This window comes from Paraburkholderia acidipaludis NBRC 101816, assembly GCF_000684975.1.
GTDB classification, from domain to species: Bacteria; Pseudomonadota; Gammaproteobacteria; order Burkholderiales; family Burkholderiaceae; genus Paraburkholderia; species Paraburkholderia acidipaludis.
The window spans coordinates 25123-41038 of the sequence record NZ_BAXZ01000027.1 but is presented as its reverse complement, the minus strand read 5'-3'; the positions used below and the strand labels follow the sequence as shown (position 1 = coordinate 41038).

14 protein-coding genes and 2 pseudogenes are annotated in these 15916 nt (G+C 66.9%); 5 read left to right on the top strand and 11 right to left on the bottom strand.

Going from position 1 to position 15916, the window contains the following annotated elements; all coding sequences use genetic code 11:
- Nucleotides 1-101: 101 nt before the first annotated feature.
- Nucleotides 102-791 (bottom strand): annotated as a pseudogene (locus BAC01S_RS32585) (transposase); the annotation flags it as partial.
- A 190-nt stretch (nt 792-981) separates the two neighbouring features.
- On the opposite strand from BAC01S_RS32585, the gene BAC01S_RS25600 reads away from it, so the two are divergent.
- Complete coding sequence (locus BAC01S_RS25600) at nt 982-1707, top strand: OmpW/AlkL family protein (RefSeq protein ID WP_027797324.1); 726 nt, start codon at nt 982-984, stop codon at nt 1705-1707.
- Nucleotides 1708-2038: 331 nt separating this feature from the next.
- Nucleotides 2039-2416 carry a DUF883 family protein gene (locus BAC01S_RS25595; protein WP_027797323.1) on the top strand — a complete coding sequence of 126 codons (378 nt, stop codon included), beginning with the start codon at nt 2039-2041 and terminating at the stop codon, nt 2414-2416.
- Between the two features lie 51 nt (nt 2417-2467).
- On the opposite strand, the gene ugpQ is transcribed toward BAC01S_RS25595, so the two are convergent.
- The 8 genes and pseudogenes from ugpQ to pilM form a co-directional block, all read right to left on the bottom strand.
- Nucleotides 2468-3214 (bottom strand): glycerophosphodiester phosphodiesterase, encoded by a 747-nt coding sequence (ugpQ, locus tag BAC01S_RS25590; RefSeq protein ID WP_027797322.1) that lies wholly within the window; start codon nt 3212-3214, stop codon nt 2468-2470.
- Nucleotides 3215-3248: 34 nt separating this feature from the next.
- A pseudogene (locus tag BAC01S_RS25585) lies at nt 3249-4373 on the bottom strand (deoxyguanosinetriphosphate triphosphohydrolase); the annotation flags it as partial.
- A 124-nt stretch (nt 4374-4497) separates the two neighbouring features.
- Nucleotides 4498-5580, bottom strand: coding sequence for a 3-dehydroquinate synthase (gene aroB / locus BAC01S_RS25580; protein WP_027797320.1), 1083 nt, complete (start codon nt 5578-5580; stop codon nt 4498-4500).
- Between the two features lie 25 nt (nt 5581-5605).
- Entirely contained in the window at nt 5606-6157 is a 552-nt protein-coding gene (gene aroK / locus BAC01S_RS25575) for a shikimate kinase AroK (protein WP_027797319.1), read from the bottom strand.
- 107 nt (nt 6158-6264) lie between these two features.
- On the bottom strand, nt 6265-7863 hold the full coding sequence (locus BAC01S_RS25570) for a type IV pilus secretin PilQ (RefSeq protein ID WP_156954544.1): 1599 nt from the start codon (nt 7861-7863) through the stop codon (nt 6265-6267).
- A complete protein-coding gene (locus BAC01S_RS34865) occupies nt 7860-8726 on the bottom strand; it encodes a hypothetical protein (protein WP_052408842.1) in 867 nt (288 codons plus the stop codon). Before BAC01S_RS34865 ends, BAC01S_RS25570 begins: the two co-directional genes overlap by 4 nt.
- On the bottom strand, nt 8723-9310 hold the full coding sequence (locus BAC01S_RS32575; RefSeq protein ID WP_156954543.1) for a hypothetical protein: 588 nt from the start codon (nt 9308-9310) through the stop codon (nt 8723-8725). The genes BAC01S_RS34865 and BAC01S_RS32575 overlap by 4 nt, the downstream gene beginning before the upstream one ends.
- Before the next feature lie 77 nt (nt 9311-9387).
- Nucleotides 9388-10356 carry a type IV pilus biogenesis protein PilM gene (pilM, locus tag BAC01S_RS25555; protein WP_245616678.1) on the bottom strand — a complete coding sequence of 323 codons (969 nt, stop codon included), beginning with the start codon at nt 10354-10356 and terminating at the stop codon, nt 9388-9390.
- Between the two features lie 266 nt (nt 10357-10622).
- On the opposite strand from pilM, the gene BAC01S_RS25550 reads away from it, so the two are divergent.
- The gene (locus BAC01S_RS25550; RefSeq protein ID WP_043203676.1) at nt 10623-13076 is read left to right on the top strand and encodes a penicillin-binding protein 1A; all 2454 of its coding nucleotides are present in this window, start codon (nt 10623-10625) and stop codon (nt 13074-13076) included.
- A gap of 38 nt (nt 13077-13114) precedes the next feature.
- Here BAC01S_RS25550 and cyaY read toward each other — a convergent pair whose 3' ends face one another.
- Nucleotides 13115-13432 carry an iron donor protein CyaY gene (gene cyaY / locus BAC01S_RS25545; RefSeq protein ID WP_027797315.1) on the bottom strand — a complete coding sequence of 106 codons (318 nt, stop codon included), beginning with the start codon at nt 13430-13432 and terminating at the stop codon, nt 13115-13117.
- Between the two features lie 35 nt (nt 13433-13467).
- Here cyaY and lptM point away from each other — a divergent pair, with 35 nt between their 5' ends.
- Complete coding sequence (lptM, locus tag BAC01S_RS25540; RefSeq protein WP_027797314.1) at nt 13468-13791, top strand: LPS translocon maturation chaperone LptM; 324 nt, start codon at nt 13468-13470, stop codon at nt 13789-13791.
- 9 nt (nt 13792-13800) lie between these two features.
- Nucleotides 13801-15072: a diaminopimelate decarboxylase gene (gene lysA / locus BAC01S_RS25535; protein WP_027797313.1), complete on the top strand. Its 1272-nt coding sequence runs from the start codon at nt 13801-13803 to the stop codon at nt 15070-15072.
- Between the two features lie 90 nt (nt 15073-15162).
- On the opposite strand, the gene msrQ is transcribed toward lysA, so the two are convergent.
- A complete protein-coding gene (gene msrQ / locus BAC01S_RS25530; RefSeq protein ID WP_027797312.1) occupies nt 15163-15894 on the bottom strand; it encodes a protein-methionine-sulfoxide reductase heme-binding subunit MsrQ in 732 nt (243 codons plus the stop codon).
- Nucleotides 15895-15916: the final 22 nt, after the last annotated feature.

Genomic DNA, 15916 nt, shown 5'->3' with positions numbered 1-15916 from the left:
CCAGGCGAGTTTGCGGAGGTGGACGGCACAGCGGCCGGTTGATTCGACCCCGATATATTGGCGGCCGCTGGCGCCGAGCCCGCCGGCGCCGACGCCGGAGCCTCGCGCACCTTGCGCGGCCGACCCCGCGGCAGCGGCGAGACGCGACGGTTCGCCGTGCGCGACGCCCAATCGCGCCACGTCTCGCTGCCGAGCACCCAGCCCTTGAGCGTGGCCTGCATCAGCTGCGAGGTCTCGCGTTCGTCCAGCGGCTGTTCGCACAGCTCGCGGTAGGCGCGCTGGCGCTCGAACGGCGTGTTGCCGAGCGCCCAATACAGCGGATGGTCGGTGATCAGGCTATCGACGGTAAGCCCGATGTGATGCCGGTAGCTCGACCACCGGTAGTCCTCGGGTACGGAGACGAGACGATTGCGCTCCGGCGCCAGTTCGACCACGCGGCTCGCCAGCAGGAAGAACCGCTCGGCCTCGATCACCGTGGCCCGGTAGCGGCCTTCCCAAAGCGTGCCGCGCCGCGCATAGCGGCGGTTGAAGTGCGCCACGTAGCGCCTGCCGACGGCCTGCATGGCCTTCGGCAGGCTCGCCTCGTCGGAAGGAGTGGCGAGCAGTTGCACCGCGCCGGGCATCAGCACCCATGCGTGAACCGCCAGATGATGATCGCGCGCCGCCGCCTTCAGGCAATCGATGAAAAGCTCGTAGTCCTGGTCGTCGACGAATGCGGGCTGCTGGTCGAGTCCGCGCAGGATCACGTGCTGCGGCTGATCGGGTACATAAAGACGTGCAAGCCGTGCCATGCTCGATTTTCCATTAGTCCGTTGGTGAATACCCGCAGACCCGCCAGGCCGCGCCGGCGCTTGGTGCGCAAGGCATACGGCTTGAAGCGGAAACGTCGCGGCGCTTAGGGAGAAGCCTCTAACCGTGGCGTATGGTTTGTTGCAAACGTTATGTTCATAATGAGCGGGCCTTTTATGGAGGAGCACATATATGAAATTAAAACAGGCGCTGGCAGGTATCGCCGCGCTCGCCAGTCTTTCGGCAGCACACGCTCAATCAGCCAACACGTTCTACGTTACGACAGGGTGGTTCCACTTCGCCCCTCAGGACGGCAGCGACCCCCTCAAAATCGACAGCGTGGGCGGAACTCCCGTCAACATGTCGTTCCCGGGGACCGGTGCCGGAGTCGGTTCGGCCGATACGCTCGGCCTCAGCTTCGGCTACTTCATCACCGACCACATCTCCACGGAACTCGAACTGGGCGTCCCGCCGACCTTCGATCTGAACGGCGAGGGCGAACTGAGCCCGTACGGCAAGCTGGGTTCAGCGAAGCTCTGGAGCCCGGCGCTCCTCTTCAAGTACTACTTCAACAAGCCTGACGCCAAGTTCCGCCCGTATGCCGGTATCGGCGTGACCTACGCCTGGTTCACCGACGCCCACATCACCAATGGCGCCTTCGAACAAAGCGCGGCCCTTGGGGGTCCGACCAGCGTTTCGACAGATCGTTCCTGGGCGCCAGTGTTTAACGCAGGCTTCAACTACAACTTCACCAAGCACTGGTTCGCGGGCTTCTCGGTGTCGTACATTCCGATCAACGTGACGGCCACCCTCAACACGCAAAAGCAGACCCAGGTTGGTGTCCTGCCGCAACAAGCCGAAGCCAAGATCCACCTGAATCCGATCGTCACTTACCTGAAGGTCGGTTACAACTTCTAACTGCCGTGCCGGGCAACCGCCCGGTTCACCGCCCTCCGCCAGCCCTCTCGGCACCCGGCGGCGGGCGGCGGCGCCTCTCTCCCGCCCCCGGTCTTCACCACACACGAGCAGGCTTTCCCTGATTCTATGCCTCTGGGAAAAACCGTGCTGTCCCCGTAATCACCTAATATGACGTCCGGCCACAAAGCCCCGCCTGGCGGGCCGTCGCGGCAAGCTGCCCTGCACACCTTCGCGTGTCGGGTACCGAATTTGCGCAATACTGTGCCCATGCCGCCCGATTTTCCTGGGCGAGACAAACCGCCATCTTTGCTTTTCAAACACGGAGCCATTCATGAGCGCATTTCCCAATACGCGAGACGCCCTCGGGGAATCCTGGACGAGGACGGGTCACCGTGCGCGACGCATTGCGCGCCGCGGGCGCAGTGCCGCCGCCGACATCGCCGACGAACTGCGCGAACTGCTGGGCGAACTCGAAAAATCCCTGGGCGAAGGCACTCAGGCCGACGCCGCCGAGCTGCGTGCGGACTTGCGGAAGCGCCTCGATGTGGCGCGCGAACGCCTGGAAGCGGCGCGCGCGGCAACGCGCGAGCGCGCGGACGAGGCCATCGCCCATGCCGACGACTATGTCCGGGCCAATCCCTGGCAGGCAATCGCCATTGTGGGCGGCGTCGCGCTGATCGCCGGCGCGCTGATCGCACGCAGCCGCTGAGATGCCCCTCACCGGCGGTGCGACGAACGGCGCCGCCGCCGGCACGCCGGCTCAGCCGTCGAGGGCGTGCGGCCCGATCAGGTCGATGCGGTCGGTGCAGATCGTGTCGGCACCCCAGCGCACCAGCAGCCGCGCGCGCTCGAGATCGTTCACCGTATAGACGAGCAGGTGCAGCCCCGCCGACTTGATGCGCGCGACCAGCGCCTCGTCCAGATGGCGATGGCTTGCGTGCAGGGACACGCATTCGAGATCGGCGGTCTGCTCACGCCAGTTGGCCGGCACGCGCTCGAACAACAGCCCGCATGGCAGTTCAGGCGCGGCCTCGCGAGCCACCGCCAGCGCTTCGAATGAAAACGACGACAGAAGCGGCGCCGGCGTCGCGCCGCGCCACAGCCGCGCCGCCTCCTGCGCGACGAGGCGCCCCGTCTCCCCATCCCTGTCCGCGCACGGCTTGATTTCCACGTTGGCGGCGAGGCCCTCTTCGCGGCAGCACGCGGCGACCTGCGCGAGCGTCGGCATGCGCTCGCCGGCAAAACGCGCGTCGCGCCAACTGCCGGCGTCGAGCGCGGCCAGTTCGTCGTAGCGCAGCCGCGCCGCGGCGCCGTGGCCGTTCGACGTGCGCTCGACGGTATCGTCGTGGAGCAGGAAGACAACGTCGTCGGCGGACAGCTTCGCGTCGAACTCGACCATCGTGTGCCCGTAGCGGGCGCCCGTGCGCAGGCCCGCCAGCGTGTTCTCCGGCGCGAGCGTGCCGCCGCCGCGGTGTGCGCAGACGCGCGGATACGGCCAGGCTGTCATTCCGTGGACTCCCGGGTGCGTTGACGAGCCGCCATCAGGCATCGTCGTCGACGACGAAGAGGCGGCGGTATTCCTTCAGCGCGTAACGATCGGTCATGCCGGCGATATAGTGCGCGATCAGGCGCGGCTGCGCCGACGGATCGGGCGACTGGTACGCGGGCGGAAGGAGGCGCGAGTCCTCCGTGAACGCGGCGAACAGGCCAGTGACGACCCGCTGTGCCTTGTTCGCCATGCGCATCACGCGGTAATGCCGATACAGATTGCGGTAGAGGAACCGTTTGAGCGTCGCCGCCTGAACCGCCACGGGCGTGCTGTGCGCCACGAGCGGCGGCGCGCCGCGCACTTCGTCAATCGACTGCGGAGCATGCTTCGCCAGATTCCGGCTGGTTTCTTCGATCAGATCGACGATCAGCGTATTGATGATGCGCCGTACCGTCTCGTGTACCAGCCGGCGGCCCTCGATCCGGGGAAACTCGGCGCGGGCGGTCTCGTAGTGCGTCTGCCAGAGTTCGACTTCGGCCAGCTGCTCGATGCTGATCAGACCCGAGCGCAGGCCGTCGTCCACGTCGTGGTTGTTGTAGGCAATCTCGTCCGCGATATTCGCAATCTGCGCTTCGATCGACGGCTGACGCCCGAGCAGGAAACGTTCGCCGAGGTCGCCGAGCCGCCGCGCGTTCTCGCGCGAGCAATGCTTGAGGATGCCTTCGCGCGTCTCGAAGCAGAGATTGAGGCCGTCGAAGGCACCGTAGTGCTCCTCCAGCTCGTCCACCACGGCAAGGCTTTGCAGGTTGTGCTCGAAGCCGCCGTGCTCGCGCATGCAGTCATTGAGCGCGTCCTGGCCGGCATGACCGAAGGGGGTATGGCCAAGATCATGTGCGAGCGAGATCGCTTCGACGAGATCCTCGTTCACGCGCAGGTTGCGCGCGACCGAGCGTGCAATCTGCGCCACTTCGAGGCTGTGCGTGAGCCGCGTGCGAAAGAGATCGCCCTCGTGGTTCACGAATACCTGGGTCTTGTACTCAAGCCGCCTGAACGCCGTGGAGTGAACGATGCGGTCGCGGTCGCGCTGGAATTCGCTTCGTGCGGCAGGCGGCAGCTCCGGGTAGCGGCGCCCGCGCGTCCGGGACGCATGCGCCGCGTATGGCGCGAGCCCCGTCTCGGGCGAGGCCGCGAGGAGAGATGCGCCGGCGCCGGATCCGGGAACCCCGCCTGGCTGGTCTGCTGAAACTGCGTTGCGACTGTCGCTCACCGAGTTCTCCGCGAGGTATGGGGGCGGGCGGCGCTCAGTCCTTCGTCGCGGCGGCGAGCGTGGCCTGGACGGCTTCGTCCGGCGCGCCGGTGATCAGCGTATCGCCGAAACGCTTCAGCAGGATGAACTTGATCGCGCCGCCTTCGGCCTTCTTGTCGACCTGCATCAGGTCGACATAGCGATCGGCGCCAAGGGCCGGCGCGCGCACCGGCAGCTTCGCGGCCGCCACGACCTGCACGAGCCGTTCGCGCGAAGCCTCGTCCAGATGGCCGAGCCGCACCGAAAGATCGGCTGCCATCACCATGCCGCAACCGACCGCCTCGCCGTGCAGCCACTCGCCGTAGCCGAGTCCCGCCTCGATGGCATGGCCGAACGTGTGGCCGAAATTGAGGATCGCGCGCAGGCCGCCTTCACGCTCGTCGGCGGCCACCACGGATGCCTTGATCTCGCACGAACGCTTCACGGCATGCGCGAGCGCCTGCGGGTCGCAGCGGTTGAGCGCCTCGACGTTGGCTTCGATCCAGCTGAAAAACCCGGCGTCGGCGATGGCGCCGGTCTTGATCACCTCGGCAATCCCGGCCGCCAGCTCGCGCTCGGGCAGCGTGCGCAGCACGCCGATATCGGCGATCACGGCCTGCGGCTGGTAAAACGCGCCGATCATGTTCTTGCCGAGCGGGTGATTGATGCCCGTCTTGCCGCCCACCGACGAATCGACCTGCGACAGCAGCGTGGTCGGCACCTGGATGAACGGCACGCCGCGCATGTAGCAGGCCGCCGCAAAACCGGTCATGTCGCCGGTCACGCCGCCGCCGAGGGCGATCAGCGTGGTCTTGCGATCCGCGCGCGCCGTAAGGAGCGCATCGAAGATCTGGTTCAGCGTTTCCCAGTTCTTGCAGGCCTCGCCATCGGGCAGCACGACCGTATGGACGTCCTTGCCGAGCGGCGCGAGAGCCGCGCGCAGGGTTTCGCCGTAAAGCGGATCGACGACGGTGTTCGTGACGATCGTCACCGACTTGCCGGCGATATGCGGCGCAAACAGTTCGGTCTGGCCGAGGAGGCCCGTGCCGATGTGGATGGGGTAGGCGCGGTCGCCCAGTTCGACGTTGACGGTAATCATGCTGGCCATTATGACTGACGCGCCTTCAGCGCGCCGGGGTTCGCGCGACGCCGGCCATGTCGAGCTGCATCAGCACCATGTTGACGAGCCCGTTGACGGAAGGCCGGCCCGTTTCGATGACGAAGTCGGCGATCTCGCGGTAGAGCGGGTCGCGCACCTCGTAGAGCGCTTCCAGACGCGCCTTCGGGTCTTCGGTCTGCAGGAGCGGGCGATTCTTGTCGCGCCGCGTGCGCAGCCACAGATCGTGCGGATTGGCGCGCAGATAGACGACGAAGCCGCGCTCCTTGAGCGCGAGGCGGTTCTCGGGCCGCAGCACGGCGCCGCCGCCGGTCGCGAGGACGATGCCCTCGCGGCCGGTCAGCTCGTCGATCACGTGGGCCTCGCGCTCGCGAAAGCCCGACTCGCCTTCCAGCTCGAAGATCACGGGAATGCGGGCGCCCGTGCGGGCCTCGATCTCATGGTCGGAGTCGAAAAACTCACGCTCCAGCCGGCGCGCGACCGCCCGGCCCACGGTCGTCTTGCCGGCGCCCATGAGCCCTACGAAAAAAACATTGGCGTTTGCGTCCCGCACTTGCAGCGTTTCCTGTTTAGGTTGGTGCCGCAGCTTACTGGCAAAGCGGCGGGGTTGTCGAGCCTGCGGCCCGCGCAGCGGCGCAGGCTTGCTACCGAATCAGTGATTAGGGGTCAATTCGCTCCGACGACGCGCGGCGTAATGAACACCACCAGTTCGCTGCGCTGATCGCGGTGCGCCCGATGCGAAAAAAGCGCGCCCAAAAGGGGTATTTTGCCCAGGAGTGGCACACGCGTCACATCGTCGCGATCGTCGGACGCGTCGATACCCCCTATCGACACCGTTCCGCCGTCCTCGATCTCGACCCGCGTCTGCACGTGTTTGGTGTTGATCGCGGGCCCCGCGGCGGTCTGTTCGCCGACGCTATCCTTGGCGACGTCGAGGTCGAGGATCACGTGGCCGTCAGGCGTGATCTGCGGCTCGACCTCCAGTTTCAGACTGGCGCGACGAAACTGCACCCCCGATACGCCCTGCCCGACTTTCGCCTGGTAGGGCAGCTCGGTTCCCTGTTCGACGACGGCCCGCGTGCGGTCGGCCGTGACGACACGCGGACTCGACACCACACGCCCGCGCCCTTCGGCCTCGATGGCGCTCAACTGAACGTCGAGCAGGCGCGTGGCGTGGGCGGCGAGCAGCGAAATCCCGGCCTGCGCGGCATCGAAGCCCGAAAGCGGCCCTGCAGCCAGATCGAAGACCACGCCGTCCTTGCCGCCCTGCACGCCGCGCGCGGCGCCGTCGCTCTGGGCGGGCGTCACGCCGAGCCGCACGCCGAGTTCGTGCGACAGCCCTTCGTCGCCCTCGACGATGCGCGCCTCGATCAACACCTGCCGCGCCGGCGCATCGAGCAGGTCGATCAGATCGGCAATCTGGTCGAGGCGCGCCGGCAGATCGGTCACGAAGAGCAGATTCGTGCGCGCGTCGCCCACCGCCGCGCCGCGTTTGGACAACGCGCGCTGCGTGCCCGAGCCGCTCAGAAGGCGCCGGACGTCTTCGGCACGCGCATAGTGCAGCTCGAATGCGCGGCTCGCCAACGGTTCCAGCTCGGCGGCCCGCGCATGTGCTTCGAAGCGTTGCCGCTCACGCGCGGCCAGTTCGGCGGCAGGGGCGACCCAGATCACGTCGCCCGCACGCTCCATCGCGAGGCCATTCACCTCCAGCAGCAGGTCGAAGGCCACGCGCCATGGCACCTGTTCTAGCCGCAGCGTCACCTGGCCGCGCACGCGCTCGCTCGCGACGATATTGAGTTTCGTGAATGCCGCGAACGCATGGAGCACGGCGGCGAGTTCCGCGCGCTGGAAATTCAGCGTGATGGGGCGATCGGGCGGCAAGCCGTCGAACTTCGATGCCGGATCGCTCAGCCGTTGCGGTGCGCGCAGCGGGACGGGCGGGCCTTCGAGCGATTCGCCGGTGGGCGCGCCACTCGATCCCGGGCCGACGCGTGAATCGTCGGCCGCGCCGCTGGCCTGCTTTGCCGCCGGATTGGAGTCCTCGTTGTCTGCTGTTTTGCTGCCAGCATCATCTGCAAAGGGATTCGCGGCCCAACCCGTTATCTCGTCCGCACCCGCTCCTTCGGGCAGCGGCGGCACCGACTGTCGTAAGACGGGTTGTGCTTCGGCTCCCAGTTCGGGCAAGGGCGGCGGAATCGCAAAGGCCGCGCCAGGCACAGCGCCAAAACCGGCCAAGGCCACCAGGACCGCGCGAAGATGCCTCATTTCGCCTCCTCCGCCCAACTCAGTGTCCGGTTCGCTCCGTTGGAGGCAAGCACCACGTGCGAAGACGCAATTCGTTCGATACGACCTGTCCCAAGCGGCTGCCCTGCCCTCACGGCCTGGGTGCCCTCGGGCGTTTCGATCAGCGCGACGATAGCCGCGCGATCCTGCATGATGCCCGCCAGCCGCAGGCCTTCGCTCGTCGCTGCCGTGAAGCGGTCCGAGAATGGGTCGAACGTCGGGCCGTCGTTCCCGGCAACGCCTGCGGCTAACGGCAACGCGGGCAGGCGGTCGAAAACCTGCAGGGTCGCGGCAATCGAGAGGCCGTCTCCGTCGACTCGCCTGATCGCAATATCGACCGGCACGGCGAGCCCGGGTGCCGTGCCGAGTCCAGCGAGAAAGCCGTGCAACTGGGCAAAGCCGCCCCGCGCAACGAGCTTGAGCGTGCGGAACGTCGCAAGACCCGCTCCGCCAGCCGCGGCCGGTTCGAGTGATTGCAAGGAGAGCCCCGATCTCGACGCCAGCCCGGATAGGTTGCGGATGTCCTCGGCCGCCGTGTCCGCGTGCGCACGCTGCGCCTGCCCAGGCGCCGCCGCGGCCCTGAGCGCGGGCAGGCGCGCCACGGTCCGCTGCGCTTGCGCGAGTTCGCGCTGCGCGTCGTTCAATCGCACTTCGGACGCGCGCAGCCCGGCGAGATCGCCCACCGTGCAGGCAAGGCCCGCCAACGACGCAGCGAGCACCGCCGTTGCCACGAAAACGCCGAGCCTCTGCCGCCTGTTCCATGCGTGCAGAGCCGCCCAGTTGCGCCGCGCGGCGTCGTTCGCATCGGCGAGCGAATCTGCCCGGTCAACGAGTACGCTACTCATTTCGGATTCCTCAATCTGCCTTCACGGCTTTCGACCGCCTGCGTCGCCGGTTCCGAAGACGCGCCCTGCCAAACGACTCGCGCCATCACATGGATCGGTTCGTTACCGGCCGTCGTGTCTTTCGCCCCTGCCGCAGGCGGCGCCCGCTTCAGCTCGCGCACGCTCACTGCGCCCGCTTCGGGCAGAGTGCGCAGGTACCCTAGCCATTCGGCCACCGTGGACTCGTCAACCGCTGCGGCTTGCAGTTCCGCTTCGCCGCCGCGCTGCACGACCTGTTGCAGCGCGACGCCCACGATGCCCGCGCTGGTCAGCCCATCGAACAACGCCATCAGGCGCTTCAGCGGCTTCGCGTGCTGCTGCGCCAGTTCCGCCGCGGCATGCTGTGCGGCCGCCTCGCCTGCAAGCCGGCTCGCCTCCGCAAGCGGCAGTCGCAACCGTTGCACGGCTTGCTCGACGACCTCACGCTTTGCATCGGCACGACCGCGCGCCCACAGTTGCCAGCCGGCGAGCGGCGCGACACACGCGCATCCCAGAAGCGCCGCGGCACACCACTCGAACATCCGGCGCCACAGCAGCCGGCGCATCTCGCGCTGCCGCCACGGCAGCAAATTGAATCCGATACGCATTCCAACGCCTTGTGTGCCGCCACCGCTCCCGCGCCTCATTCACTCACTCCCCGCAGCGCAAGACCGAAGGCCACCGCGCACGACGGATCGTGCGACAGCTCCGCCGCAAGCGGCCGTTCAGGATCGGCGAGCGTCGCGCATTCGAACGGTAAGGCAGGACAGCCAAGCACTGCGCCGATATCGGCCAGCGTGAAGTGCACGCCACGCAGCAAGGCGAGGTCGCCGGCCACGACCGCGCAGCCCGGCGGCTCTTCCTGCACGAGATCGCGCAATGCTTCGACGAGGTCCGCGTACTCGAGCGCGGGAAAGCGCATCTCGCGCGCGATGGCATCGTCGGCCATGGCCCAGCCGCGCACGCCTTCGGCGCCGATCCATAGCGCCACATACGGTTCATGGGACGACAACTCGAACGCCGCCGCGTGGCGCAGCGCGCGCAGTGCGGCGTGAGCTTCGTCATCCACGGCGCACAGCGTGATGCCCGCCATGGCCGCGCACTCGATGCGTGCTTCCAGATGCGCGCGCGCCGTCGCGGCGATCGTCACCTGCGCCCCGCGAGGCGCCGTGCCGCTCCAGGGCGCCACCCGCCAGTCGACGGCGAGTTCGTGACGCTCGACGCCCGCCACGCGTTCCGCCTCCGCCAGCACGAACGGCTCCAGCTCGGCATAGATCTGCGACTCGTCCGCGTGACAGCCGGCCGGCGCGAGATGCGTGAGCGGCACGGTCGCGACAAGCGTGGCATGGGTGGGCAGCGCCATCGCGCAGCGCATCGAAGCCGCCGCGCACACGCGCGGCAACCGGCTGAACGCGCCGCGCAGCGCCTGCACGACCGCGGGGCGATCGACAATGTCCGCACCCGCCATCGCCTCCCGCGCGAGCGGCTCACTCGCCAGCCATTCAATGCGCACCGGGCCCGCGCCAAAGAGGCGCCGGCTCAGCACCGCCAGCGTGACTCCGCGCGCCGTAACGTCGACACCTGCGGCAAAACGGCGCGCGCCCAACAACATCGGCCTCCCGAACCCCATTGCAGTCCCTCACTGGCTTCGCACGCCGCGAACTATTCGGGCGTTTGCGTCAGAAAGGATTGTGCAAACGCGGCACCGCCCCGAATATTCGTCCGAACGGCCAATCCTGGCCCTGGCCGCTATTCAGGCATGAGGGGCGCGTCTACAGTAAAGGCACGCGTCTGCCGGCCTCCATGATCAACGTAAGCATCCCGAAAGCATTCGGTGTCGGACGGCTATAATCGCGGGACTGTTTTTTCGGTATCCGTATGCAAGAGATCTCGTCGCCGTCGCCCGTTCCGCCGCCCACACCACCCGTTCGGCCCAGGCGCCGGCGGCCGTGGTGGTTCAAGCTGCTCATCGGCTTCGTCGGCCTGATCGTGGCAAGCGCGGCCTGCGCGGCGCTCGTGCTCGGCTATGCGTTGATCGTTGCGACACCGAACCTGCCGTCGATCGACGCGCTCACGGACTACCGGCCCAAGGTCCCGCTGCGTATCTACACGCGCGACCACGTGCTGATCGGCGAATTCGGCGAAGAACGGCGCGACATCGTGCACATTCAGGACGTGCCGGACGATCTCAAGAAAGCCGTGCTCGCGATCGAGGACGCGCGCTTCTACGACCACGGCGGCGTGGATCTCACGGGCATCGCGCGGGCGGGCATCGTCGCGCTCACCAACGGCCACGCCACCCAGGGCGCGAGCACGATCACGATGCAGGTGGCGCGCAACTTCTTCCTCTCGAGCGAAAAGACCTACACGCGCAAGATCTACGAGATGCTGCTCGCCTATAAGATCGAATCGAAGCTCTCGAAGGACCAGATTCTCGAGGTCTACATGAACCAGATTTACCTCGGGCAGCGTGCGTACGGCTTCGCGAGCGCGGCGCGGGTGTATTTCGGCAAGGACCTGAAGAACCTCACGCTCGCCGAATGCGCGATGCTGGCTGGCCTGCCGAAGGCGCCGTCGGCCTACAACCCCGTGGTCAATCCGAAGCGGGCGAAGGTTCGTCAGGAATACATACTCGAGCGCATGCTGGAGCTGCGCTACATCACGCAGGACCAGTACGACGAGGCGGTGAAGCAGCCGCTCATCGTCAAGAGCGCGGCCAGGGAATACAGCGTCCACGCGGAGTATGTCGCCGAAATGGTTCGCCAGATGATGGTCGCGCAGTATCACGAAGAGGCCTACACCCGCGGGCTGAACGTCGTGACGACCCTCGATTCGGCCGACCAGGATGTGGCGTATCGCGCGTTGCGCAAGGGCCTGATGGACTACGAACGGCGTCACGGCTATCGCGGCCCCGAGGCATTCATCGAATTGCCGCAAGACGCCGATGACCGCGAGCAGGCCATCGACGATGCGCTCCTCGAACATCCGGACAACGGCGAACTCGTCGCGGCGGTCGTGACGTCCGCGAGCCCGAAAGAAGTCCAGGCCACCTTGATCGACGGCAACGTCGCGACCCTCCAGGGCGACGGCCTGCGCTTTGCGCAGTTCTCGCTCGGCCCGCGCGCGCAGCCCGCCCAGCGCATCCGGCCCGGCGCGATCATCCGCGTCGTGCGCGACGACTCGGGCAACTGGTCCATTACCCAGTTGCCGCAAATCGAAGGCGCGTTCATCTCCGTCGTGCCGCAGGACGGCGCGATCCGCGCACTCGTGGGCGGATTCGACTTCAACAAGAACAAGTTCAACCACGTCACGCAAGCCTGGCGCCAGCCCGGGTCCAGCTTCAAGCCGTTCATCTATTCGGCCTCGCTCGACAAAGGGCTCGGGCCCGCCACCATCATCAACGACGCGCCGCTCTTCTTCAGCGCCGCCGAAACGGGCGGCCAGGCGTGGGAGCCGAAAAACTACGGCGGCGGCTTCGATGGCCCGATGACCCTGCGCACCGCGCTCATGAAGTCGAAGAACCTCGTGTCGATCCGCATCCTCAGCCACATCGGCACGAAATACGCGCAGCAGTACATCACGCACTTCGGGTTCGACGCCGAGCGCCATCCGGCCTATCTGCCCATGGCGCTCGGCGCCGGCCTCGTCACACCGCTGCAGATGGCGGCAGGCTATGCGGTATTCGCCAACGGCGGCTACCGCATCAACCCCTATCTGATTGCCGAAGTCACGGACCAGCGCGGCATGGTGGTCGCGCAGGCGCAGCCGCTCGTGGCGCAGCAGAACGCGCCGCGCGCCATCGACCCGCGCAACGCGTACATCATGAACAGCCTCTTGCAGAGCGTCGCGCAGCGCGGCACGGGCGCGAAGTCGAACGTCCTCAAGCGCACCGACCTGGGCGGCAAGACGGGCACGACCAACGACTCGCGCGACGCGTGGTTCGCGGGCTATCAGCACACGCTCACCGCGATCGCATGGATCGGCTACGACAACCCGCACAGTCTCGGCGACAAGGAAACGGGCGGCGGCCTCGCGCTGCCCGTGTGGATCGACTACATGGCGCGCGCGCTCAACGGCGTGCCGGAGTACAGGATGCCGATGCCCGACGGTGTCGTCACATTAGGCGACGAGCTGTACTACGCCGACATGACACCCGGAAATGGTTTCGTCTCGACGGTGGGTATCAGCCAGGCGGCGCTCGATGCGGCGGGAAGCGGCGCATCGGATGCGGGCGGAGCGGCGGGAGCGGCAGGCTCTGGAGAGATGCCGGCGCCCGAGCAGGTAAACGCGAAGGAGAAGGAAGACATCATGAACCTGTTCCGTGGGCACTGAGCAGGGAGCGTAGGCGCAGCGAGGCGGTTCGAGCCTCGTCAGGGCGCAAAGCTGACCGGCTCGCCGGCCTGTTCTGTCGCGTAAGCCGACAGCGCGGAAAAGAACTCCGTGCCGCTGCGCGTATCGCGCCATTCACCGTCGACAAAGCGGTAGTGAAAACCGCCCGCCTTCGCGGCGATCCAGATCTCGCTCATCGGCGGCTGCAGGTTCACGATGATCTTGGTCCGGTTCTCGAATTCGAGTGTCAAAACATTGCCGTTGCGCTCGAGTTCGATATCGGCATCGGCCTCGTCCACGGCGCGCTCCACCGCTGCCAGCACGGCTTCCGCGCGGCTCAGGTAGTCACTGTCGGTCATGCTAAACTCCACCGGTTATTCATTCAGGGACAATTATGCGTGTCATTTCCAGGATGCGCGCAGTGGCGCCCGGCGCAATTTTAGCCATTTCAGCGGTCTTTGCACTCGTCGGCTGCGGCCAGCGCGGCGCGCTCTACATGCCCACCGTGCCGCCGCTTCCGCCCAAGCCCAATTTCGAAACGCAAGACACCGGAACGACGGCACCTGAGGCCGCGTCCGCAGCTTCGGGTGTCGAAGCGGGCTCGATTCCCGACACGTCCGGCACGCCGCTCTCACTGTCCCCGGACACCGAACTCAGCACGACCCCAACGGCGCCCGCCAGCCCGCAGCCGGCCTCCAGCGCCACGCCAACCCAATAAGACGCTCGCATGACCCAACCCGCTTTCCACCGCATCGACGGTACGTTCTACGTCGAAGGCGTCAGCGCCACCGATCTCGCCGCGCAGTTCGGCACGCCGCTCTACGTGTACTCGCGCGCGGCGCTCACCGCCGCGTGGCATGCCTACGCCGACGCGTGCGCCGGGCGCCGCGCGTCGATCCACGTCGCGGTCAAGGCGAACAGCAATCTCGCGGTGCTGAACCTGTTCGCGCGCCTCGGCGCCGGCTTCGACATCGTGTCGGGCGGCGAGCTCGCGCGCGTGCTGGCCGCGGGCGGGAAGGCGGAAAACGTCGTGTTCTCGGGCGTCGGCAAAACGGCCCACGACATGCGCACCGCGCTCGAAGCGAGCGTGAAGTGCTTCAACGTCGAGTCGATTCCCGAGCTCGACCGCCTGAATGCGGTGGCAGGCGCACTCGGCAAGAAGGCGCCGGTCTCGCTGCGCGTGAACCCGGACGTCGATCCGAAGACGCACCCCTACATCTCGACGGGCCTGAAGGCGAACAAGTTCGGCGTCGCGTTCGACGACGCGCGCGCCACCTATCGCGCGGCGGCCGCCATGCCGCACCTCGACGTCGTGGGTATCGACTGCCATATCGGCTCGCAGATCACCGAAATCGCGCCTTATCTCGACGCCATCGACAAGCTGCTCGAACTCGTCGACCAGATCGAGGCCGACGGCGTGAAGATCCACCACATCGACGTGGGTGGCGGCCTCGGCATCCGCTACAACGACGAGACCCCGCCCGAGATCGGCGCGTTCGTGCGCACGGTGCTCGACCGCATCGAGGCGCGCGGCGCGACGGACGGCACGGTGCGCGAAGTGTTCTTCGAGCCGGGCCGTTCGCTGGTCGGCAACGCGGGGGTGCTGCTCACGCGCGTGGAGTTCCTGAAGCCGGGCGCGGAGAAAAACTTCGCCATCGTCGATGCGGCGATGAACGACCTCGCCCGTCCGGCGATGTACGACGCGTACCATGCGATCGAGCCTGTCGTCGAGCGCGCCGCACCCGCCCAGACTTACGATGTGGTCGGCCCCGTCTGCGAAAGCGGCGACTGGCTCGGCCGCGCGCGCACGCTCGCAATCGAACCGGACGATCTGCTCGCGATCCGCTCGGCGGGTGCGTATGGCTTCGTGATGAGCTCGAACTACAACACGCGTCCGCGCGCCGCCGAGGTCATGGTGGACGGTACGCGCGTGCACGTCGCGCGCGAACGCGAGACGGTCGCGCAGTTGCTGGCCGGCGAACGGATCCTGCCGGATTGAGCCAGCAGCGGCGCAGCCTCGAATAAAAAAGCGACGCATCGAAAGAAACGTCGCTTTTTTGTTATGCAGAATGCGCGAGAGCGCGAGCGCCTACGTCGCCCGCACAGCGCTCCTCGACCGATACCGCGCGAGCAGCCAGGCGCCAATCCGCCAGCCGAGCAGCACGATCAGGATCGCCGCATAGAGCTTGGGCTGCGCGAGGTCATGCTTGCCCGCCTTCATCCACCAGAAGTGCAGGATCGCCAGTACGCCTATCGGATAGACAAGCCGATGCAGCGTCTGCCAGCGGCGTCCGAGCCGGCGCGCCATGCCGCGCGTCGAGGTCACGGCAAGCGGAATCAGCAGCACGAAAGCCGCAAAGCCGACCGTGATGAACGGGCGCTTGCCGACGTCCTTGAACATCGCCATCACGTCGAACCACTTGTCGAACCAGATGTACGTCGTGAAATGCAGCGCGGCGTAGAAGAACGCGTAAAGGCCAAGCATGCGGCGAAAGCGGATCAGCGCGTTCCATCCCGTGAGCCGGCGCAGCGGCGTGACGGCCAGCGTGATGCAGAGGAACACGAGCGTCCAGAGGCCCGTCGAGCGCGTGATGAACTCGATCGGATTGGCGCCGATCTGCCCGGTTATGCCAAAAAGAACGATGCGCGCGAGCGGGTACCACGCTGCCACGAATACGGCGACCTTCGCCCATGGCAGCCAGCGCGGACCGGCCGGCACTTTGACGGCAGCGCGTTTCACAGAGGCGTTCTTCGCGGCCGCGCGCGCCGCCGTTACGGGCGCGGAGCCGGCTGTCGTCGTCGATTCCATCGGTTGCTCCATTGCTGCCTCGAACCTCAGAAGG

Coding starts and splice junctions, on each gene's coding strand:
- BAC01S_RS25600 (WP_027797324.1), top strand. CDS start 982: ATGAAATTAAAACAGGCGCTGGCAGGTATCGCCGCGCTCGCCAGTCTT.
- BAC01S_RS25595 (WP_027797323.1), top strand. CDS start 2,039: ATGAGCGCATTTCCCAATACGCGAGACGCCCTCGGGGAATCCTGGACG.
- ugpQ (WP_027797322.1), bottom strand. CDS start 3,214: ATGACAGCCTGGCCGTATCCGCGCGTCTGCGCACACCGCGGCGGCGGC.
- aroB (WP_027797320.1), bottom strand. CDS start 5,580: ATGATTACCGTCAACGTCGAACTGGGCGACCGCGCCTACCCCATCCAC.
- BAC01S_RS25570 (WP_156954544.1), bottom strand. CDS start 7,863: ATGAGGCATCTTCGCGCGGTCCTGGTGGCCTTGGCCGGTTTTGGCGCT.
- BAC01S_RS34865 (WP_052408842.1), bottom strand. CDS start 8,726: ATGAGTAGCGTACTCGTTGACCGGGCAGATTCGCTCGCCGATGCGAAC.
- BAC01S_RS32575 (WP_156954543.1), bottom strand. CDS start 9,310: ATGCGCCGGCTGCTGTGGCGCCGGATGTTCGAGTGGTGTGCCGCGGCG.
- pilM (WP_245616678.1), bottom strand. CDS start 10,356: ATGTTGTTGGGCGCGCGCCGTTTTGCCGCAGGTGTCGACGTTACGGCG.
- BAC01S_RS25550 (WP_043203676.1), top strand. CDS start 10,623: ATGCAAGAGATCTCGTCGCCGTCGCCCGTTCCGCCGCCCACACCACCC.
- cyaY (WP_027797315.1), bottom strand. CDS start 13,432: ATGACCGACAGTGACTACCTGAGCCGCGCGGAAGCCGTGCTGGCAGCG.
- lptM (WP_027797314.1), top strand. CDS start 13,468: ATGCGTGTCATTTCCAGGATGCGCGCAGTGGCGCCCGGCGCAATTTTA.
- lysA (WP_027797313.1), top strand. CDS start 13,801: ATGACCCAACCCGCTTTCCACCGCATCGACGGTACGTTCTACGTCGAA.
- msrQ (WP_027797312.1), bottom strand. CDS start 15,894: ATGGAGCAACCGATGGAATCGACGACGACAGCCGGCTCCGCGCCCGTA.